Origin of the sequence: Halovivax sp., assembly GCA_007119345.1 — an archaeon.
GTDB lineage: Archaea > Halobacteriota > Halobacteria > Halobacteriales > Natrialbaceae > Halovivax.
Window position 1 is genome coordinate 1 of sequence record SKPV01000123.1, and the last position, 17,660, is coordinate 17,660.

A 17,660-nucleotide genomic window follows, 5' to 3' on the forward strand; every position below is an offset into this window, starting at 1 on the left:
CCCGAGAGACCGTGGCCGAAACGCCGATCGTCGTTTGCAAGAGCGGTCGATCCGCGGTCGGGAAGCGATCCGCTAGCTCCCACACCGGTTCCCTGGCCGGGGACGCCGCGGTTGCCGACGGCGTCTTCCGGCAGGCGGGCGTCGTCAGCGTCGAACGCTCCGACGAGCTGCTGGCGTGTGCCAACGCGCTCGCCTCCCAGCCCGCGATGGCCGGTCCGAACGTCGGGGTGCTCGCCGACGGCGGCGGGCACGCGACGCTGGCGGCCGATGCGCTCGTCGAGCGCGGCCTCTCGGTCCCCGAACTGTCCGAGGATACCCAGGAGCGACTTCGGGAGGTTCTCCCCGACGCCGCCAGCGTCAGAAATCCGGTCGACGTCGCCGGCGGGACCGACGACGATCCGTCCGTCTTCGTCGACTGTGCCGAGGCGCTCTCTGAGGATCCGGCCATCGACGCCCTCCTCGTGACCGGCCTCTTCGGGGGGTACGGCGAGCGGTTCACGAACGATCTCGCGGCGGTCGAGGAGGCGGCCGCCGGCGAACTCGTCGCCCTCGCCGAAGCCGGCGACATCCCCCTGATCGTCCAGAGCGCGTACGAGAGCCTGGACCCGGAAGCGCACACGATCCTGCGAAACGGCGGGATTCCGGTCGACGAATCGCTCGACGTCGCCGCCGCCTGCCTCCACGCCCTATCGAGCTACGGAGCGCACCTGGCGACGGCTGGACGGAAGGGCACGTTCGAACTCGATTCGTCCGCCTCACGATCGGCTTCCCTGCACGACGTCGCCGCCGACGGTGCGCTCAGCGAGTACGAGGCCAAAGAAGTCCTCGCCCGGTACGACGTTCCCGTGACGCCGTACGTGCTCGCCGAGGACCCCGCCGACGCCGAGGTCGCCGCCGCCTCGTTCGACGGCCCCGTCGCGATGAAGGTCGTCTCTCCGGAGATCGTCCACAAGACCGAGGCGGACGGCGTCGCGCTGGACGTCGCCGAAACGGACGTCTCGACGACCTACGAACGGCTCGCGTCGAACGCGCGAGCGTACGACCCGAACGCGAGGGTCGACGGCGTGCTGGTTTCGCCGATGCGAACCGATGGAGTGGAGGTGATCGTCGGGGCGACCCGAGACGAGCAGTTCGGTCCCGTCGTCATGTTCGGTCTCGGCGGAACGTTCGTCGAGGTGTTCGAAGACGTCTCGTTCCGCGCGGCGCCGCTCACCGCACACGAGGCCCGTGAGATGCTCGCCGAGATCGATGCCAGCGAGGTTCTCGACGGCGCCCGCGGCGGTCCGCCGGTCGATCGGGAGACGCTGGTCGAGATCCTGCTGGCGGTTTCGGAGCTGATGGTCGACCACCCCGAGATCGTCGAAGTCGACCTGAATCCGGTTCTCGGTCGCGAGGACGGAGCCGACGTACTCGACGCGAGCATCGTGCTCGAGGACGATCGTCCGGTCTCTCCACGTCCCGAAACGGTACTCGGAGGGAGTGACGAATGAGCACCGACGAGACCGACAGCGACGAGACCGTTCGGGTTTCGCGTCCGCGCGAGCACGTCGCACGCGTCACCCTCGATCGTCCGGACGCGCTCAACGCCTACGACGAGACCCTGCTTCGGTCGGTCGTCGATGCCCTGGAAACGCTGGCCGAGGAGGAGGCCGTTCGCGCGATCGTCCTCACCGGCGAAGGCGAGCGGGCGTTCTGCAGCGGGGTCGACCTGACGAACATGCCGTTGACGCCGGAGATGGACTTCGCCGAGTACGAGGCGGGACTCGGCCTGTTCCAGAACGTCGTTCGGACCCTGCGATCGATCGAGACGCCCGTCGTCTGTGCGGTAAACGGGTACGCGCTCGGCGCCGGCTGCGACACCGCGCTCGCCTGTGACTTCCGGATCGTTTCCGAAGACGCGGTCCTCGGCGAGACGTTCGTCGACGTCGGATTCGTCCCCGGGGACGGCGGCGCGTACCTCCTCCCGCGTCTGATCGGGGAGGCCCGAGCGAAGGAGCTGATCTTCACGGGTCGTCGCCTCGAGGGCGAGGAGATCGTCGAGTGGGACCTCGCGCGCGAATGCGTCCTCCCCGGCGAACTGCTCGCGCGGGCCGAATCGTTCGCCGCCGACCTCGCCGACCGGCCGCCGATCGCCCTCGGACTCGACAAGGCGTTGATCAACGAGAGCCTCGCGGTCGACCTCGAAACCGCGTTCGACCACGCCACTCGCGCCCAACGGATCTGCGCACAGACCGACGATCACGCCGAGGCCGTGGCCGCCTTCTCCGAAAAGCGCGAGCCGGAGTTCACGGGCCGATGACCGTCGAACGCGTCGCGCTCGTGCAGTTCGACCCGACGCTCGGCCCGGCGGACGACGGCACGCTCGAGCGATTGTGCGACCGGGTCCGATCGGTCGGGGGAACCGCGGATCTGATCGTTTTCCCGGAGCTCGCGACGACGGGCTATTCGATCTTCGATCAGATCGAGGCCTGCGCGGAGTCGATCCCGGGTCCGACCACGCGGGCCATCGGTGCGGCCGCGGCCGAGGCGGAGGTCCACGTGCTGGTCGGAATGGCCGTCCGGGCCGACGATAGCGGTGACGACGTCACGAACAGCGCCGTCTGGATCGACCGTACGGGGACGGTACGCGCCCGCTACGACAAGTACCAACCCTGGGGCGACGAGCGATCGGCCTTCGGTAGCGGTGACCGACCGCTCGTCGTCTCTTGCGAGGGATGGACGTTCGGCCTCCAGATCTGTTACGATCTGAACTTTCCCGAGGTGAGCGCGGCGTTCGCCCGGGCGGGCGTCGACGCCGTGGTCAACGTCTCGGCGTGGTCGGCGCCGATGGCAGGCGATTGGGATCGACTGCTCCCCGCTCGCGCGATCGAGAACGGCGCGTACGTCCTCGGGTGTAACCGCGCCGGGACCGAAGGAGACCTCGAGTTCTACGGCCGGTCCACGGCGTACGACCCCGACGGATCGGTTCTCGACAGACTCGGTGCCGATGAGGACGTCCTCTCGGCGCACCTCTCAAAGGCGGCCTTGTCTCGGGAGCGAGAGCGCAACCCGATGCGTCGTGATCGCCGCCCGGAATCGCCCAGCGCGCGCCGGGTCGCCATTACGCCCGACGATTCGACGCCACCGCCCGGGAATCGTCGATGAAGGTCGCACGCGCATCGATGGCGGTAATCCTTAACCCACCATGTCCAACAGAGTAACGATGGGCGAAACCACACTCGACGAAACCGACTTCCGGTTGCTCAAAGAGCTAGACGAGAACGGCGACATCGACGCCGACGAACTCGCGGCGGAGCTCGGCGTGAGCAAATCGACGGTCTACTATCGCATCGAGAAGTACCGAGAGGAGGGACTCCTGAACGGTGATATCGCCCACCTCAACCGTCACGAGCTCGGCCTGAGCATGACGGCCATATCCGAAATAAAGACCGTTTACGGACCCGAAGCGAAGGAGGTGGGCGAGCGACTGGCCGAGTTATCCGGCGTCCAACAGGTCTACTCGATGATCGGGGAGATGTCCTTTTACGTCATCTCGCACGTCCGCGATCACGATCACCTCCAGTCGCTCATCGAGGAGATCATCGAAACCGAGGGCGTCGAGAACTCAGCGACTCACATCGTGCTCCGAACGTTCAAAGAAGAGCCGCGGCTGCTCACCAACTACGACGACGACGACCTCGAGAAGCTATTTAACGCCTGATCGAACCGTCGCGGACGCCCCGAGCGCGTTCTATCGGCTGCACGGACGGCGTCGCGGTCCACGCCGTCGGGATCGCATACGTTCACGAGGTCGCCCGTCGACGCGACGGAACCGAATCGATCGAGTGCGGGAGACGGGGTTCGAGAGCGGATGGTCCGGGTCACCGCGGGAACGCACGCACCGTTCCACACGCGACTATTCCCGGACCACGACCGTCCGGACGCGAGAGCGCTTCGAGGAGTCGCCGGAGTGTTCGTCCGGGAGTGCGAACAGTTACGGGACGCCGCGGACGGCGGCTCGGTCGTCGACGAATCGGACGGCGACTACGGGCTGGCGGTCAACCGCTGGACGTCGCCGGGCTACGACGACGAAGCCGACGATCGACGGACGCTCGCGGGCCTGCACGATCGAGTCGCCCCGGGTGGCATCCTGGCCGATCGAGCTGGCGAACGAGGAGGGCGTGCTCGGCGACTTCCAGCCCGTCGCGCTGAACGAAACGGCTGACGGACTCGTCGCCGTCGAGGGCCGGGAGAGCGAGCCCGAGACCTCACGGATGCGTTCGACACGATGGCTGCTGGACGGGGACGAGAACACCATCGTCGGCACGTACGAGCTCGACCTCAGGGCGTACGCGCCCGTCGAGTCGGTCGGGCCCCTCGCGGACGCCGGTTTCCGCGACGTTCGGTGTTTCGGCTCGTACGACGGCGAACAGCTGATACGGGGATCGGCCCGGCCCGTCGCGCTCGCCGGCCGGTGACCAGCGCGGGGACCGGGTGTCCGAGTCCGAAATCGACGGCGACCGGAGGAACGTTTATCCGGTTCTATCTGGTTGGTTTCGATGACCATGACAGAAGATGACGAGCCCGCGGTGGAACTCGAGGCGCGACTCGAGGAACAGGACTCGTTCGAACCGCCCGAATCGTTCGTCGAGCAGGCGAACGTCGCCGACGAGGGGATCTACGAGGCGTTCGCGGAGAACTGGCCCGACTGCTGGGAGCGGGCCGCGGACCTGCTGGAGTGGGACGCACCCTACGGCGAAGTCCTCGACGACTCGAATCCGCCGTTCTTCGAGTGGTTCGTCGACGGGAAGCTGAACGCGTCGGCCAACTGTCTGGATCGCCACGTCGAGAACGGCGCCAAAAACCGCGCGGCGATCAAGTGGGAGGGCGAGCCGGGCGAGACGCGCACCTACACCTACGGGGACCTGCTGACCGAGGTCGAGTCGTTCGCGGCCGCGCTCGGCGAGCTGGGCGTCGAGGAGGACGACGTGGTGACGCTCTACCTGCCGATGATCCCGGAGCTGCCGATCGCGATGCTCGCCTGCGCGCGCATCGGCGCGCCCCACAGCGTCGTCTTCGCCGGTTTCTCGGCCGACGCGCTGGCGACGCGGATGAACTCGGCCGACAGCGAGTACCTCGTCACCTGCGACGGCTACTACCGTCGCGGCGAAGCGCTGAACCACAAGGAGAAGGCCGACAAGGGCCTCCGGGGCGTCGACCACGAGGTCGAGACGGTGGTCGTCGATCGGCTGGGCGACGAGCTGAACCACTTCCTCGGTGCCTCCGCTCACGATTACGACGAACTCGTCGACGAACACGCCGGCGCCTCAGTCGAACCGGTTTCGCGGGACGCCGAGGACATGCTGTTTCTCATGTACACCTCCGGCACCACCGGCCAGCCCAAGGGCGTCAAGCACACGACCGGGGGCTACCTCGCCTACGCCGCCTGGACCAGTCACGCCGTGCTGGACGTGAAACCCGAGGACACCTACTGGTGCGCGGCGGACATCGGCTGGATCACGGGTCACTCCTACATCGTCTACGGGCCGCTCGCGCTCGGGACGACGACCGTGATGTACGAGGGGACGCCCGACTATCCGGAGCGCGATCGCCTCTGGGAACTGGTCGAGACGAACGACGTCGATATCTTCTACACCGCGCCGACGGCGATCCGGGCGTTCATGAAGTGGGGCGAGGAGTACCCGCAGCGCCACGACCTCTCCAGCTTGCGGCTGCTCGGCACGGTCGGCGAGCCGATCAACCCGCGAGCCTGGAAGTGGTACTACAAACACATCGGCGGCGAGGAATGCCCGATCGTCGACACCTGGTGGCAGACGGAGACCGGCGGCATGATGATCACCACGCTTCCGGGAATCAACACGATGAAACCCGGCTCGGCGGGCCCGCCGTTACCCGGGATCGACGCCACGGTCGTCGACGTCGAGGGCGAGGAGATCGTCGCCGGCGAGGCCGGCTACCTCACCGTCCAGCGCCCCTGGCCCGGGATGCTTCGGACCCTCTACCGGAACGACGAGCGGTTCATTTCGGAGTACTGGGCGGAGTACTCCGATACGAACAGCGACGATCCCGACGACTGGGTCTACTTCCCCGAGGACGGCGCCAAGCTCGACGGGGATGGCTACATCACCATCCTCGGCCGGGTCGACGACGTCATCAACGTCTCGGGCCACCGCCTCGGAACGATGGAGATCGAGAGCGCGATCGTCGGCACCGAAGGGGTCGCCGAGGCCGCCGTCGTCGGCGGCGACCACGAGGTCAAGGGCGAGGCCGTCTACGCCTACGCGATCCTGGAGGACGGCCAGGAGCCGACCGACGGGATGCGCGAGCGCATCGTCGCGGGCGTCGAGGACGCCATCGGGCCGATCGCCCGCCCGGAGGAAGTGATCTTCACGCCCGAACTCCCCAAGACCCGCTCGGGGAAGATCATGCGCCGCCTGCTCGAAGACATCGCCTCCGGGAACGAGCTGGGCGATACGTCGACGCTGCGGAACCCGGACGTCGTCGACGACATCGTGGATCGGGTGGGCGGGGACTGACCGCGGGCGGCGCCGCCGACGCGCAACCGTCGGCCCCGACGCCTCCCGATCGACGATATCAGTCGCGACAGAGCGAGACGTAGCCCAGTCCGCCGGCCGCCAGGAACGAACCGAACGCGAGGAGAGCGGCGATGCCCGCGTATTCGAACGGCCGTGAGGCGGCGGGAAGGTTCGACAGTCCGCCCAGCACGAAGAACAGCGCGATCGCGAGGATCGCGACGGTGATGAGAACGACGACGATCGCGTCCGTGACGGCGGCGCGGACGACCTCGTAGAACTCCGCGCGGTTCAACTCCGCGACAGTCCGCTCGCCGGATTCGCCGTCGGCCGACATCGATTACGGATTTACCGGGTTGGAATTATACCGTTTCGATTCGGCGGCTGACGGTCGGTCCGCTCGCGGTCCTCAGACGTCCCGCTCGACGACGAAATCGGCGAACGAACCCAGCTTCTCGACCTGTTCGTCGGGGAGGTCCATCTCGTCGACGTGTTCGCGCGCCCGATCGGCCATCTCCAGGGCCCGCTCGCGGGCGTACTCGATGCTGCCCGACTCCTCGATGATCGTCAGCGCCTCGCGGATCTCCTCGTCGGTGTTCTCGTCGGCGGCGACGATCTCCTCCAGTCGGCGGGCGTCCTCGGGGTCGCTCTCCTCGATGGCCCGCAGGACGAGCAGCGTTCGCTTGCCCTCGCGGATGTCGTTGCCGAAGGCCTTGCCGAAGTCGCCGGCCCGGCCCAGGGAGTGCTCGACGTCGAGGACGTCGTCGCCGATCTGGAAGGCGACCGCGACGGTCTCGGCGTACTCGGCGGCGTGGTGTTCGATGTCGTCCGGCTGGTCGGTGACGATCGCGGCGAGCCGGGCGACGATGCGGCCGAGACAGCCCGTCTTGCAGGCGCACATCTCGAGGTACTGCTCGGGGGTGACGCGCGTCTCGGTTTCGTTGTGCCAGCAGATGTCCATGCCCTGCCCGAGGTGGGTCCGGTTGAGTTCGTGCATCAGCATCTCGTAGGCCGCGAGCCGACGCTCCGCGGGCAGGTTCCCCGGATCGTGGGTGATGATCTTCAGCGGCAGGAAGTACATCGCGTTGCCGGCGTTGAGCGCGACGTCCTGGCCGTATACGTGGTGCAACGCGGGCTCGCCGCGGCGCTTCTCGGCCTCGTCCTCGACGTCGTCGACGATGATGGTCCCGTTGTGCAGGATCTCCGGGATCGTCGCGTACGGGAGGTAGGCCTCCGGATCCTCGCCGAAGGCTTCCACGAACACCAAAAACAGGACCGCCCGCCAGCGCTTTCCCCCGCGGTCCAGCAGGGCCCAGATCGGATCCGAGAGCGCCCGCTGGATCCCCTCCGGGTCGTACTCGTAGGTGGGGTCGCCGAAGTACGACCGGAGGTAGTCGGCGTCGATCTCTCGTGGGAGGACGTCGGCGATCGCCGCGTCGACGGCCGGCCGCCACTCCGCAAGCGTCTCCCGCATACAGGATGGGTCACAGAGCGGGGTGAAAAAGATTCAGTTCCCGTCCCGCAGCCGGTCGACGACCGCACGGTGAGCGGCGGGCGGCGATCGCGGACGGGAAGACGGTCCGTCGCCGCCGATCGAGGACGGACGACGAGCGATCCCCGCCGATCGAGGACGGCACATCGAGTCGTCGTGGGCGCTCCCACAAGCTGACACGCGCTGGTCCCGGCGCTCGCGGCGATCCCGACGCGGCGAGCGATCCGTCTCCGGCCGGCCCCACGGTTCGATCCGCCTCCGGCCGGCCCCACGGTTCGATCGACGCTCGAGGACGAGGACGTCGGCGATCGGCCCCGTCCCCCGGCACCCTTTTGGTTCGAGCGAGGGAACCGGGATCCATGGATCCCGTCGCGTCAGAGTGCGACGACGCGGTCGTCGGCCTCGTGGGCGAGGACCCGCCGTCGATGGACGGGCTGCGCCGCGTCGCCGACGCCGAGGGCGTCGCATTGCACGCCGGCGGGCCCGACGACGTCCTCGATCGGGAGCCGGTCCTCGCGGTCACCGTCGGCGACAAGGCGCTCGCGGCCGTCGCGCGCCGGAGCGTCGACGTACCCATCCTCGCCGTCGACTGCGAGCGCGGCGTCTCGTCGACGCCTCGAGCGCGCGCGGCGGACACCCTCGTGACGCTGCTCCGGAAGGGCGGGTCGGAGCGCGAGGCGGCCACGCTGACGGTGGTCGTCGACGGGACCGCGATGCGGGCCGTCTTCGACGTGGCGCTCGTCACGGCCGAGCCCGGGAAGATCTCGGCGTTCGACGTGCGGGCCGCGAACGAACGACTGGCGAACGTGCGCGCCGACGGCGTGGTTGTCGCGACGCCGGCGGGCAGCCGCGGCTACGCCCGCACCGTCGGCGGCCCGACGCTCGGCGCGTCGGTCGAGGCGGTCGCCGTCGTCCCGATCTCGCCGTTCGTGACCGACCGGGAACGGTGGGTGGTCGCCCCCGACGATCTGACGGTTACCGTCGAACGCGACGAGAGCGCCGTCTCGCTACAGGTCGACGGGCGAGTCCGCGAATCGATCGACGCGGGCCAGCGGGTCACGATCGATGCCGGACCGAGCCTTACGCTCCTGTGCGTCGACGGGTAGGCGAGCCGGCGCTCCGGTTCCGTCGCCGACGCGTATCGAAACGGGCGCTCCGGTCTGTCCGACGAGACTCGGCGAAACCGGCGAGCTCGGTTCTATCCGACGGCCTTCAGCGAAGCCGGAGTTCCCGATTCGCCCGACGTCACACGGCGACGCTCGCACGCCTCGTCGGCGGAAAATGATCGGGGTCGGCGCGGCTACGGGTCGGATCGTGGGACGCGACGGAGGCTCGGCGGGTTCCTCAACTGTCCTCGGGTGGCTCGTCCCGGTGATAGTTCGGATTCGCGTGCTCCAGCGCGTCCGTCTCCCGGTCCTGGGAGGCGTTCTCGATGTCCTGACGTCGGTCTTCCTCCTGTTGAGCCTCTTTGGCCTCCTGCTGGGCGTCGCGCAGCTCCGGATCCTCCTCGGGGTCGTCTTCGTCGTCTTCGGGCGATTCGGCCGCCTCGGCCGGGTGCCCGTCGAGTCCGTGTTCGTCCTTTTCGTTCACCATCGCGATCACCGGGGGCGCTATCGCGGTCACGAGAAAAGGGCTTGGGCTTGCGTTTCCCCCGGCCGTGTCCGACGGCGTTCGGGCGGCGAAGCGGCCGACGCGATCACTTCCAGGGCTCGCCGGAGGCGAGGTCGACCTCGCTGTCACCCCGCTCGGACGGGCAGCGGTCCGCCAGCACGCAGGACTCGCAGTCGGGGTTTCGGGCCGAACAGACCGCACGACCGTGGTCGATCAGGAGGTGCGTGAACTGAACCCAGTGGCGCTCGGGCACGATCTCGACCAGGTCGCGCTCGATCGCCTCGGGGCGCTCCTCCTCGGTCAACCCCAATCGACGCGAGAGCCGCTGCACGTGCGTGTCCACCACGATCCCCTCGACGACGTCGTGACCGTGCTGGAGCACGACGTTGGCCGTCTTCCGGCCCACGCCCGGGAGGTCGGTCAGCTCCGCCATCGTGTCCGGCACCTCGCCGTCGTGTTCCTCAACGATAATTACGCAGGCTTCCCGAATGTAGCCCGCCTTGTTGTTGTAGAAGTTGATCGACGAGAGCGCCTTCGCCAGCTCCTCCTGGGGAGCGTTCGCGTAGTCCGCTGCGGACTCGTAGGTCTCGAAGAGCTGTGCGGTCTCCGTATTGACCCGCTCGTCGGTGCACTGCGCCGAGAGGATCACCGCGATCAACAGTTCGAGTCGGTTCGAGTACCGCAGCGAGATCGTCGAGTCCGGGTACTCCTCTTCCAGGCGTTCGACCACCGCGGCCGCCTGCTCCGTGCGATCGTCGTGCGGGTTTCCCATCGACTCGAGCCTTTCGGCACGACCCATTTGAGGGGTTCGATTGGCGCCGGCGGTCGCCCCGGCGATCGACGCCGGTTCCGAGGCCCCCGGGCCCGCGTCCGAACCCCAGCCCGCGGCCGATCGCGCCGACGGCGAGGCCCGGGACCGCGCCCCACAGTTTTGGTGCCGGCTGAAGCCGACGTAACTATCAGCGGCTATAAGATAGGATTATACGTGTTCGGCGTTACCTCAAACCAACCCAGAAACCGGCCGCGTCCGCGCGCGACGCTGGCGCGAAGACGCGGTCGGACCTCGAAACCATGACCCGATCGATTCACACCACGACCGACGACCGCGACGTGACCGGTGACGCGGTCCTCGAAGCGCTGCTGGCCGTATTGAAGGCGGATCAGGGCGGGGCGCGGACCGCCGCGTTGCGACGCGCGCTCGACGTCGAGGATTCGGTGGACGAGCGACGAACCGGAGCCGCCGAAACGGACGTCGTGGAGGTCGCCGACCGAGTCCGAGCGCTCGAAGGCGAGATCGACGACCTCCGCGACGGCGTCGAGGACGCCGGGTCCGCGACGGCTGGCGGGACCGACGTCGAGATCCTGGCGGAAAGAATCGACCGGCTGGAGACGTCGCTGAACGCGGTCGAGGACCGGCTCTCGTCGCTCGACGCGCGCGTCGATCGGCGCTGCGGACGGATCGAGTCGGGCCTCGAGACGGTCGGCAAACGCGCGGCCAGGGAGACCGCGAGGGTGGAGTCGGAACTCGAAACGGAGATCCATCGCGCCGAGACGGAGGTATCGGACGAGATCGAGTCCCTCAGGTCGTCGACCGTCGAAGCCGTCACGACCCTGGAGCGAGACCTCGAGGACGTCGAGCGGTTTCAGGAGTTCCTCCGGCAGTCGATAACCGAGCGGGCCGACCGGTAGGTTAGCGGGATCCGTCGGGTCGCCAGCCGATCCGTCGTCCACGCAGACCGAGCGATCGCGGACCCTGGTCGCCGACGGCAATCGACCGGCGGCGTTCCGTCGAGCCGTGACCTTTATGCGGGCAACGCGCACCTGTGGGGGTATGAAAGCGACGGCGATGGCCCACCCGATTCAGGGGCTCGTGAAGTACCACGGGCTGCGCGACGACCTGGAACGTCTCCCCTACCACGATAGTATCAGCGTCTGCACGGCACCGAGCCACACCCGCACGACGGTGGAGTTCTCCATGGACCACGACGAGGACGTCTACGTGGTCGACGGCGAGGAACTCGACGGGTCGGCGTTCGATCGACTCGAACGCGTCGTCGAGAAGGCCCGCGGGATGTCGGACGCCGCCCACACGGTCTACCCCTGTCGGATCGAGAGCGAGAACAGCTTCCCCTCGAACGTCGGGCTGGGCTCGTCGTCTTCCGGCTTCGCCGCGGCCGCGACCGCGCTGGCCGAGGCCGCCGAACTCGACGCCTCCCCCGCCGAGGTGTCGACCATCGCCCGCGTCGGCTCCGCCTCCGCCGCTCGCTCGGTCACCGGCGCCTTCTCCCAGCTCCACGACGGCCTCAACGACGACGACTGCCGATCCCGACGCATCCCGACGTCGCTGCACGAGGACCTGAAGATCGTCGTCGCCCTCGTCCCCTACCACAAGAACACCGACGACGCACACGCGGAGGCCGCCGACAGTCACATGTTCGAGGCCCGCCGCGCGCACGTCCACGACCAGCTCGCCGAGATGCGCGACGCCCTCAGGAACGACGAGTTCGACCGGACGTTCGAGCTGGCCGAACGTGACTCCCTCAGCCTCGCCGCGACCACGATGACCGGTCCCGCGGGCTGGGTCTACTGGCAGCCCGCCACCCTCGCCGTCTTCAACACCGTGCGCGAACTCCGCGAGGAGGAGGACATCCCGGCGTACTTCTCGACGGACACCGGCGCCAGCGTCTACGTCAACACCACCGAGGAGCACGCCGAAACCGTCGAGGAGGCCATCGCCGAGACCGGCGTCTCGACGACCACCTGGAGCGTCGGCGGTCCCGCCCGCCTGCTCGAGGACGAGGACGACCACCTGTTCTAGCGCGGACCGTTTCCGCCGAAACCTCCCGAAACGGTGTCAGCTTCGCCGGCTCGTCTCGCAGAGCCCGTCCTTAACGACGATCGAGACGCTCCTGCTCGGCACTCTCCATCGAACGGCGCCCGCCATCGACGCTGGTCGGTCCACGGTGTCAGAAACCGCCCGCGGTTCACCGGTCACCGCTCGTTCTTAAGCCGAAAAACGGGTATCGGAGAGCTCCTGAACGGGAAGCGTGGAGTCTCCGTCGGTCGACCGGCCGAGCGCGCTGACGAGGGTGTCCGCGCGCGGGAGCAGGCGCACGATCCCGTTCGTCGCGTCGTAGGTCACGATCCCGGCCTCTTCCAGTCGCGGGAGGTGATTGTGAACGAGGGCGATCCGAAGGGCGCGCAACTCCTCGGCCGACGGCCGCTCGAACTCCCGTTTCGCGGTCCGCTCGACCAACTCCTCGATCTGAACGGTCGCCTCGCACTTCGCCAGCGTCTGGAGAGCGTACCGACGTCGTTGATTCGCGAGCAATGCAAAGCACCTGGATGTTGTGTATTCGTTCGACATCGTCTGACCTTTGGGGCAGTTCACACCGACGAACACTCGACTGATATATCGGCAGTATCGTCCACGCCGAGACGAACGGTTTTACTGATAGTTGTGCATACATACAATCAATCCAACAATAAATGCCGCTCTATAGGGCGTTTGCAGGGGGGGTAGCGTGTATGCTGCAAATTCCAGTAGTTCTATAGGGTTTCGAGACAATCAGTCGGTGGAGTTGGTTGCCCATCACGACCCTACAACAGGTGCTCGAGGACCTCGACGCGAAGAGTATCGACATGCTCCGGGCGATCGCCGAGCACGACGACGCGGCTACGACGTCGGAAATTCGGAACGTGACCGGATTGACCAACAGCCAGGTCGCGTATCGGCGAAACAAACTCGACGATTACGGGCTGATCTCGGTTCGAACGGGCGATTCGAACGGATCTCGGACGCCGCCGAAAGTTCACGTACTCACGCCGACGGCTAGATCGCACGTCGAATCCGGGCTGTTCGAACGCTACAACGCCCCGGTGACGAGCGACGTAGAACAGCTCAGCACGCAGGTCAACCACCTCCACGACCGCGTCGACGACCTCGCCGAGGAGATCTCCGAGCTCGAGGAGTGTATCGAGAACGTCAACGCGGCGCTGAACGCACGCGTCGGCACCCCGGTCGAATGGTCCGAGGCGACGGACGGAGAGCAGCTGGTGAGCGTGGTGAGTTCACTGGAGGCCGAGGTGGCGGAACTCCGGGCGGAGGTGGACGAGCTCGACGAGCGCAAGAAGGACAAGTTCACAGTTTTCAAGTGACGCGCTCGGACGCGGACGGTCGACGATTCGAAGCCCGGTCGTCGCGGTCTACCGCCGGGCGGGTCGAGCGACGAGATCGGCGAGCACCGATCCCCCGCCGGACCACACCTATACCCGTCCGGTCCGTATCCGGGTCCATGCACGTCGCCGTACTCGGCGCGGGTTACGCCGGGGTGACGTTGACGCGGCTGCTCGAGCGCCGGTTGCCCGCGGACGTCGAGATTACGCTGGTCGACGAGTCGCCGGACCACCTCGTCCAGCACGAACTCCACCGAGTCGTCCGGCGACCGGCGCTGGCGAACGAGATAACGGTCTCGTTGACGGACGTTGTCGATCGAGCGACGGTCGAGGTGGCGACCGTCGAGGGGATCGACCGGGAGACGCGGACCGTCGACCTCTCGTCCGGAACGCTCTCTTACGACGTGGCCGTCGTCTGTCTGGGCGCCGAAACGGCCTTCCACGGTCTCGCGGACGTCCGAGAGCGGGCGACCCCGTTGAAGCGATTGGCTCACGCACGGCAGATCCGTCGCGAGTTCTTCGACGCGATCGAAACGGACGAGCCGCGGATCGTCGTCGGCGGCGCGGGCCTCTCCGGCGTCCAGGTGGCCGGCGAACTCGCCGAACTCGCACGCGAGGAGGGCGTCGCCGATCGAACGACCGTGACGATTCTGGAGAGGCTGGACGCGGTCGCGCCCGGCTTCTCCCCGCGGTTCCAGCGCGCCGTACGCCGATCGCTCGAGCGCCTCGGGGTCGAGATCCGGACGGGGACGACGGTGACGGGCGCGGACGAGGGCGCGATCCGCGTCGAGGGCGGCGGATCGATCCCCTTCGATCAGCTGGTCTGGACGGGCGGGATCCGCGGATCCGACGCGCTCGCCGGGGATCGCCCCACCGTGAACGCCGACCTCCGGCTCGACGAGCGAACGTTCGTCTGCGGGGACGCCGCCCGGGTGATCGACGACGACGGCGAGACCGTCCCGGCGAGCGCGCAGTCGGCGGTTCGCGAGGCCCGGACGGTCGCGAAGAACGTCGCGACGGTCCTCGAACGCGGGCGGCCGGGATCGGAGGAGATCGAGGCGCACCTGGAGCACTTTCGCTTTCGGTCGCCGGGCTGGCTCGTCAGCGTCGGCGACGACGCCGTCGCGAAGGTCGGACCGATGATCCTCACGGGTCGGGCCGCGAAGGCGATGAAAGCGACCGTCGGCGCGGGCTACCTCTCCTCGATCGGCGGCTACCGCGAAGCGGTCGGGTTGACGTACGCCGAGTTGGTGGCCGAGGCCGTCGACCGACCGTACCGATGAGGAGCGCCGGGAGGGTTGGTTCGTTCAGGTCCAGCGGTCGAGCCCCGTCTGGGTGAGAGACTCCTCGATACGCTCGAAGCCGCGAGCGACTTCGTCGTCCGCGACCTCCCACTCCTCGCAGACGTATGCGAGCGCCGCCTCGACGTCGGGGACGACGTCCGCGTCGAACTCGTACTCGTCGGTGACGTTCGGATCGCGAAAGAGCTGGCGGACGCGATCGCCGTGCTCGACGTGAGCGCCGCGAGCTTCGAGCGCGCTCCAGAGGTCGCCGTGCTCCCGGATCAGCTTCAGCGCCGTCTTCGGGCCGACGCCGTCGACGCCCTCGTTGAAGTCCGTGCCCACGAGGATGGCGACGTCGATCAACTGTTCCAGCGTGAGCTCGTGCTCGGCGAGGGTCGCCTCGAGGTCCATCAACTCCGGATCGCCCTTGCTGGTCAGCTGGCGGAGCGTCCTGGGCGCGCCGAACAGGAGCGCGTCGTAGTCCTCCGAACCGACGTAGTCGGCGTCGCCGCGCCGGACCATGTGCGCGGCCTGCGCCTCGCCCTCGGCGGGCGCCTCGACGATCGGGACGTCGAGCAGCCGGAGGAGCTCGCGGCTCGTCTCCTGGATCGTCGGCGTCAGCCGCTGCGTGCGCGACTCGAGCTGGGCGATGGCGACCTCGTCGCCCTCCTCCCGGGCGACTTCGAGTTGCTCCTCGTAGGTCGCCCGCTGCTCGCGACGGGCCTCGATCTCGTCGGCTTTGAGCTCCGAGGGGCCGCCGTCGAAGACCATCACCGGCGTCACGTCGTGCTCGAAGAACTTGGGCAGTCCCTGGACGATGCCGACCAGGTTCGCCACCTCCGTGCCGTCCGCGGTGGTGTAGACGTCGTCGCTCGTCCACTTCACCGTCGTCGTCAGGTACCGGTAGAGCCAGTTGTGGGCGTCGACGGCCACGACCGAGCCCGCGAGGTCGTCGAACGGGATCTCCTCGATTGCGGCGATGTCCCTGAGCGCTGCGTTTCCCATCACCGCCCTATTGGGGGCAACGGGTTTTGAATCGTTGGCTTCCGAGACGGTGACCGGGTATCAACCCGCATCGTCGCCCGTCTCGAGACCGTCGACCGGATCCGGGGGACCGCGATCCCGGCGCTCCGCGACGAACGCTCGTTCGTCCGCCGTGAGATCGCGATCGTCGTAGCGATCGAGCCCGTCGACGTAGCGCTCGTCGGCGTCCTCGGGCGCGGGGTACTCGAGGACGAGTTCCGCGATCCCGGTCTCCTCGCCGGTGAAGCCGAAGCCGACGCGGTGGAGCGCCTCGTAGGCGAAGGGGTTGTTCACCGCGATGCGGAGGCGCTCGTACCCTCGCTCTCTCGCCCGGTCGCGAACGAGCTCGCACAGCCGGGGGCCGAGCCCGTCGCCGCGTCGGTCGGCCCTCACCGTCACGTACCGGAGCCATAGCACGTCCTCGTCCGTCCGATCGGCGTTGAACGCCACCGCGGCGACGACGTCGCCGCCGTCGCGCGCGACGGCCTTCCCGGTCGAGGACATCACGAACTTGCCGGCGTAGGCGAATCGCTCGTGGTCCAGTCGGAGCGTCGGCCCGTCTGCCGGCCAGCCGATCAGTTCGTACTCCACGCGGGGTCGTACGGGCCGGTCGTCGTAAGGGTTGGCGTCGCACCTCTCGGGGAGGTCGCCGGCGACCGCTCTCACCTCGGCCCCGGTACGCCCGCCCTCACCTCGACTTCGACACACCGTCCCTCACCTGAGCCCCGATACGCCCGCTCTCACCTCGGCCCCGACACATCCTGCCTCATCTCGGCCCCGACACACCCGCCCTCACCTCGGCCTCGATACGCCCGCCCTCACCCCGGTCTCGCCACACCCTCCCCCACCTCGGCCCCGAGATACCTGCCGACTGCCAGTAAAACGCTTTTCCTTCCGCCTCCGGTAGGGCCGTCGATATGGGTACCGAAACGGATCCGGGGTTCGGTCTCGGCGGCACCGTCGGCTGGGCGATCGGCGGCGCGGTCGGGGGCGCGATCGGCGCCGCGGCGTTCGGCCTCCTGATGTGGGCGTTCGACCCGGGCGTGCTGGAGGCGGCGGTCCCCGGAATTTACGGGTTCGACTCGTCCACGGCGCTCGGAATGAGTCTCCACGTTCTGCACGGGGCGGCGCTGGGCGTCGTCTTCGGCTTCCTGGTGACTCGGCCGGCCGTCCTGGGGATCGTGCGCACCGACGTGGAGACGGAGGCCGTCTCCGAGACCGGCCTGGCGCTCCGGATCGTCGCCGCCGGATTCGTCTTCGGCCTCGCGGTCTGGGCGATACTCCCGCTGCTCGTCCTGCCGGTCTGGGTCGACGCCATCGGAACCGCCGCCGCGGGCGACTTCCCGGCGATCGCCGTCGAGAGCCTCCTCGGACACACGCTCTTCGGTCTGGTGCTGGGACTCGTCTTCGCCGTGCTGGCCGACGTCTCGAACCGGCCCATCAATCTGCGTTTCGTCGAGTGACGACGACGGTCACCCGCCGGACCGGGACGACCCACCAGCCGCCCCTCCGTCGCCGGACGGTCGTGAAAATCCGGGGTTC

General features: G+C 68.1%; 19 protein-coding genes. 12 read left to right on the forward strand and 7 right to left on the reverse strand.

What is annotated here, in order from left to right; genetic code table 11:
• The 6 genes from QZT59_RS08310 to acs all read left to right on the forward strand — a co-directional run.
• A partial coding sequence (locus QZT59_RS08310; RefSeq protein WP_290814089.1) for an acetate--CoA ligase family protein occupies window positions 1-1,490 on the forward strand: 1,490 nt, incomplete at its 5' end.
• Entirely contained in the window at window positions 1,487-2,299 is an 813-nt protein-coding gene (locus QZT59_RS08315; protein ID WP_290814092.1) for an enoyl-CoA hydratase-related protein, read from the forward strand. The genes QZT59_RS08310 and QZT59_RS08315, both read left to right, overlap by 4 nt.
• The gene (locus tag QZT59_RS08320) at window positions 2,296-3,144 is read left to right on the forward strand and encodes a carbon-nitrogen hydrolase family protein (protein WP_290814095.1); all 849 of its coding nucleotides are present in this window, start codon (window positions 2,296-2,298) and stop codon (window positions 3,142-3,144) included. Before QZT59_RS08315 ends, QZT59_RS08320 begins: the two co-directional genes overlap by 4 nt.
• A gap of 58 nt (window positions 3,145-3,202) precedes the next feature.
• Window positions 3,203-3,700 carry an Lrp/AsnC family transcriptional regulator gene (locus QZT59_RS08325; protein WP_290814098.1) on the forward strand — a complete coding sequence of 166 codons (498 nt, stop codon included), beginning with the start codon at window positions 3,203-3,205 and terminating at the stop codon, window positions 3,698-3,700.
• 421 nt (window positions 3,701-4,121) lie between these two features.
• On the forward strand, window positions 4,122-4,457 hold the full coding sequence (locus QZT59_RS08330) for a hypothetical protein (RefSeq protein WP_290814101.1): 336 nt from the start codon (window positions 4,122-4,124) through the stop codon (window positions 4,455-4,457).
• A gap of 87 nt (window positions 4,458-4,544) precedes the next feature.
• A complete protein-coding gene (gene acs / locus QZT59_RS08335) occupies window positions 4,545-6,536 on the forward strand; it encodes an acetate--CoA ligase (protein ID WP_290814104.1) in 1,992 nt (663 codons plus the stop codon).
• A 58-nt stretch (window positions 6,537-6,594) separates the two neighbouring features.
• Here the strand turns inward: acs and QZT59_RS08340 are convergent, their stop codons facing one another.
• Together QZT59_RS08340 and QZT59_RS08345 are read right to left on the reverse strand one after the other, a co-directional pair.
• Window positions 6,595-6,870: a hypothetical protein gene (locus QZT59_RS08340; RefSeq protein ID WP_290814107.1), complete on the reverse strand. Its 276-nt coding sequence runs from the start codon at window positions 6,868-6,870 to the stop codon at window positions 6,595-6,597.
• Between the two features lie 72 nt (window positions 6,871-6,942).
• Window positions 6,943-8,007, reverse strand: a complete 1,065-nt coding sequence (locus tag QZT59_RS08345) for a polyprenyl synthetase family protein (protein ID WP_290814111.1) — start codon at window positions 8,005-8,007, stop codon at window positions 6,943-6,945.
• 377 nt (window positions 8,008-8,384) lie between these two features.
• Between QZT59_RS08345 and QZT59_RS08350 the strand changes: the two genes are divergently transcribed.
• A complete protein-coding gene (locus tag QZT59_RS08350) occupies window positions 8,385-9,131 on the forward strand; it encodes an NAD(+)/NADH kinase (RefSeq protein ID WP_290814114.1) in 747 nt (248 codons plus the stop codon).
• A 238-nt stretch (window positions 9,132-9,369) separates the two neighbouring features.
• Here QZT59_RS08350 and QZT59_RS08355 read toward each other — a convergent pair whose 3' ends face one another.
• Window positions 9,370-9,618, reverse strand: coding sequence for a hypothetical protein (locus tag QZT59_RS08355; RefSeq protein WP_290814117.1), 249 nt, complete (start codon window positions 9,616-9,618; stop codon window positions 9,370-9,372).
• Between the two features lie 103 nt (window positions 9,619-9,721).
• Window positions 9,722-10,408, reverse strand: a complete 687-nt coding sequence (gene nth / locus QZT59_RS08360) for an endonuclease III (RefSeq protein ID WP_290814120.1) — start codon at window positions 10,406-10,408, stop codon at window positions 9,722-9,724.
• 299 nt (window positions 10,409-10,707) lie between these two features.
• Here nth and QZT59_RS08365 point away from each other — a divergent pair, with 299 nt between their 5' ends.
• Window positions 10,708-11,325 carry a hypothetical protein gene (locus tag QZT59_RS08365; protein ID WP_290814123.1) on the forward strand — a complete coding sequence of 206 codons (618 nt, stop codon included), beginning with the start codon at window positions 10,708-10,710 and terminating at the stop codon, window positions 11,323-11,325.
• Between the two features lie 142 nt (window positions 11,326-11,467).
• Window positions 11,468-12,454, forward strand: coding sequence for a phosphomevalonate decarboxylase MvaD (mvaD, locus tag QZT59_RS08370; protein ID WP_290814126.1), 987 nt, complete (start codon window positions 11,468-11,470; stop codon window positions 12,452-12,454).
• Between the two features lie 186 nt (window positions 12,455-12,640).
• Here the strand turns inward: mvaD and QZT59_RS08375 are convergent, their stop codons facing one another.
• The gene (locus QZT59_RS08375; RefSeq protein WP_290814129.1) at window positions 12,641-13,003 is read right to left on the reverse strand and encodes a hypothetical protein; all 363 of its coding nucleotides are present in this window, start codon (window positions 13,001-13,003) and stop codon (window positions 12,641-12,643) included.
• Window positions 13,004-13,221: 218 nt separating this feature from the next.
• Between QZT59_RS08375 and QZT59_RS08380 the strand changes: the two genes are divergently transcribed.
• Both QZT59_RS08380 and QZT59_RS08385 read left to right on the forward strand, forming a co-directional pair.
• On the forward strand, window positions 13,222-13,794 hold the full coding sequence (locus QZT59_RS08380; RefSeq protein WP_290814132.1) for a hypothetical protein: 573 nt from the start codon (window positions 13,222-13,224) through the stop codon (window positions 13,792-13,794).
• A 137-nt stretch (window positions 13,795-13,931) separates the two neighbouring features.
• On the forward strand, window positions 13,932-15,095 hold the full coding sequence (locus QZT59_RS08385) for an NAD(P)/FAD-dependent oxidoreductase (protein ID WP_290814135.1): 1,164 nt from the start codon (window positions 13,932-13,934) through the stop codon (window positions 15,093-15,095).
• 24 nt (window positions 15,096-15,119) lie between these two features.
• Here QZT59_RS08385 and fen read toward each other — a convergent pair whose 3' ends face one another.
• Together fen and QZT59_RS08395 are read right to left on the reverse strand one after the other, a co-directional pair.
• Window positions 15,120-16,100, reverse strand: coding sequence for a flap endonuclease-1 (fen, locus tag QZT59_RS08390; protein ID WP_290814138.1), 981 nt, complete (start codon window positions 16,098-16,100; stop codon window positions 15,120-15,122).
• Window positions 16,101-16,160: 60 nt separating this feature from the next.
• Window positions 16,161-16,709 carry a GNAT family N-acetyltransferase gene (locus QZT59_RS08395; protein WP_290814145.1) on the reverse strand — a complete coding sequence of 183 codons (549 nt, stop codon included), beginning with the start codon at window positions 16,707-16,709 and terminating at the stop codon, window positions 16,161-16,163.
• A gap of 326 nt (window positions 16,710-17,035) precedes the next feature.
• Between QZT59_RS08395 and QZT59_RS08400 the strand changes: the two genes are divergently transcribed.
• Entirely contained in the window at window positions 17,036-17,581 is a 546-nt protein-coding gene (locus QZT59_RS08400) for a hypothetical protein (protein WP_290814156.1), read from the forward strand.
• The last annotated feature ends 79 nt before the right edge of the window (window positions 17,582-17,660 follow it).

Coding starts and splice junctions, on each gene's coding strand:
- QZT59_RS08320 (WP_290814095.1), top strand. CDS start 2,296: ATGACCGTCGAACGCGTCGCGCTCGTGCAGTTCGACCCGACGCTCGGC.
- QZT59_RS08375 (WP_290814129.1), bottom strand. CDS start 13,003: ATGTCGAACGAATACACAACATCCAGGTGCTTTGCATTGCTCGCGAAT.
- QZT59_RS08325 (WP_290814098.1), top strand. CDS start 3,203: ATGGGCGAAACCACACTCGACGAAACCGACTTCCGGTTGCTCAAAGAG.
- QZT59_RS08355 (WP_290814117.1), bottom strand. CDS start 9,618: ATGGTGAACGAAAAGGACGAACACGGACTCGACGGGCACCCGGCCGAG.
- QZT59_RS08345 (WP_290814111.1), bottom strand. CDS start 8,007: ATGCGGGAGACGCTTGCGGAGTGGCGGCCGGCCGTCGACGCGGCGATC.
- QZT59_RS08365 (WP_290814123.1), top strand. CDS start 10,708: ATGACCCGATCGATTCACACCACGACCGACGACCGCGACGTGACCGGT.
- QZT59_RS08350 (WP_290814114.1), top strand. CDS start 8,385: ATGGATCCCGTCGCGTCAGAGTGCGACGACGCGGTCGTCGGCCTCGTG.
- mvaD (WP_290814126.1), top strand. CDS start 11,468: ATGAAAGCGACGGCGATGGCCCACCCGATTCAGGGGCTCGTGAAGTAC.
- QZT59_RS08385 (WP_290814135.1), top strand. CDS start 13,932: ATGCACGTCGCCGTACTCGGCGCGGGTTACGCCGGGGTGACGTTGACG.
- QZT59_RS08400 (WP_290814156.1), top strand. CDS start 17,036: ATGGGTACCGAAACGGATCCGGGGTTCGGTCTCGGCGGCACCGTCGGC.
- fen (WP_290814138.1), bottom strand. CDS start 16,100: ATGGGAAACGCAGCGCTCAGGGACATCGCCGCAATCGAGGAGATCCCG.
- acs (WP_290814104.1), top strand. CDS start 4,545: ATGACAGAAGATGACGAGCCCGCGGTGGAACTCGAGGCGCGACTCGAG.
- QZT59_RS08315 (WP_290814092.1), top strand. CDS start 1,487: ATGAGCACCGACGAGACCGACAGCGACGAGACCGTTCGGGTTTCGCGT.
- nth (WP_290814120.1), bottom strand. CDS start 10,408: ATGGGAAACCCGCACGACGATCGCACGGAGCAGGCGGCCGCGGTGGTC.
- QZT59_RS08340 (WP_290814107.1), bottom strand. CDS start 6,870: ATGTCGGCCGACGGCGAATCCGGCGAGCGGACTGTCGCGGAGTTGAAC.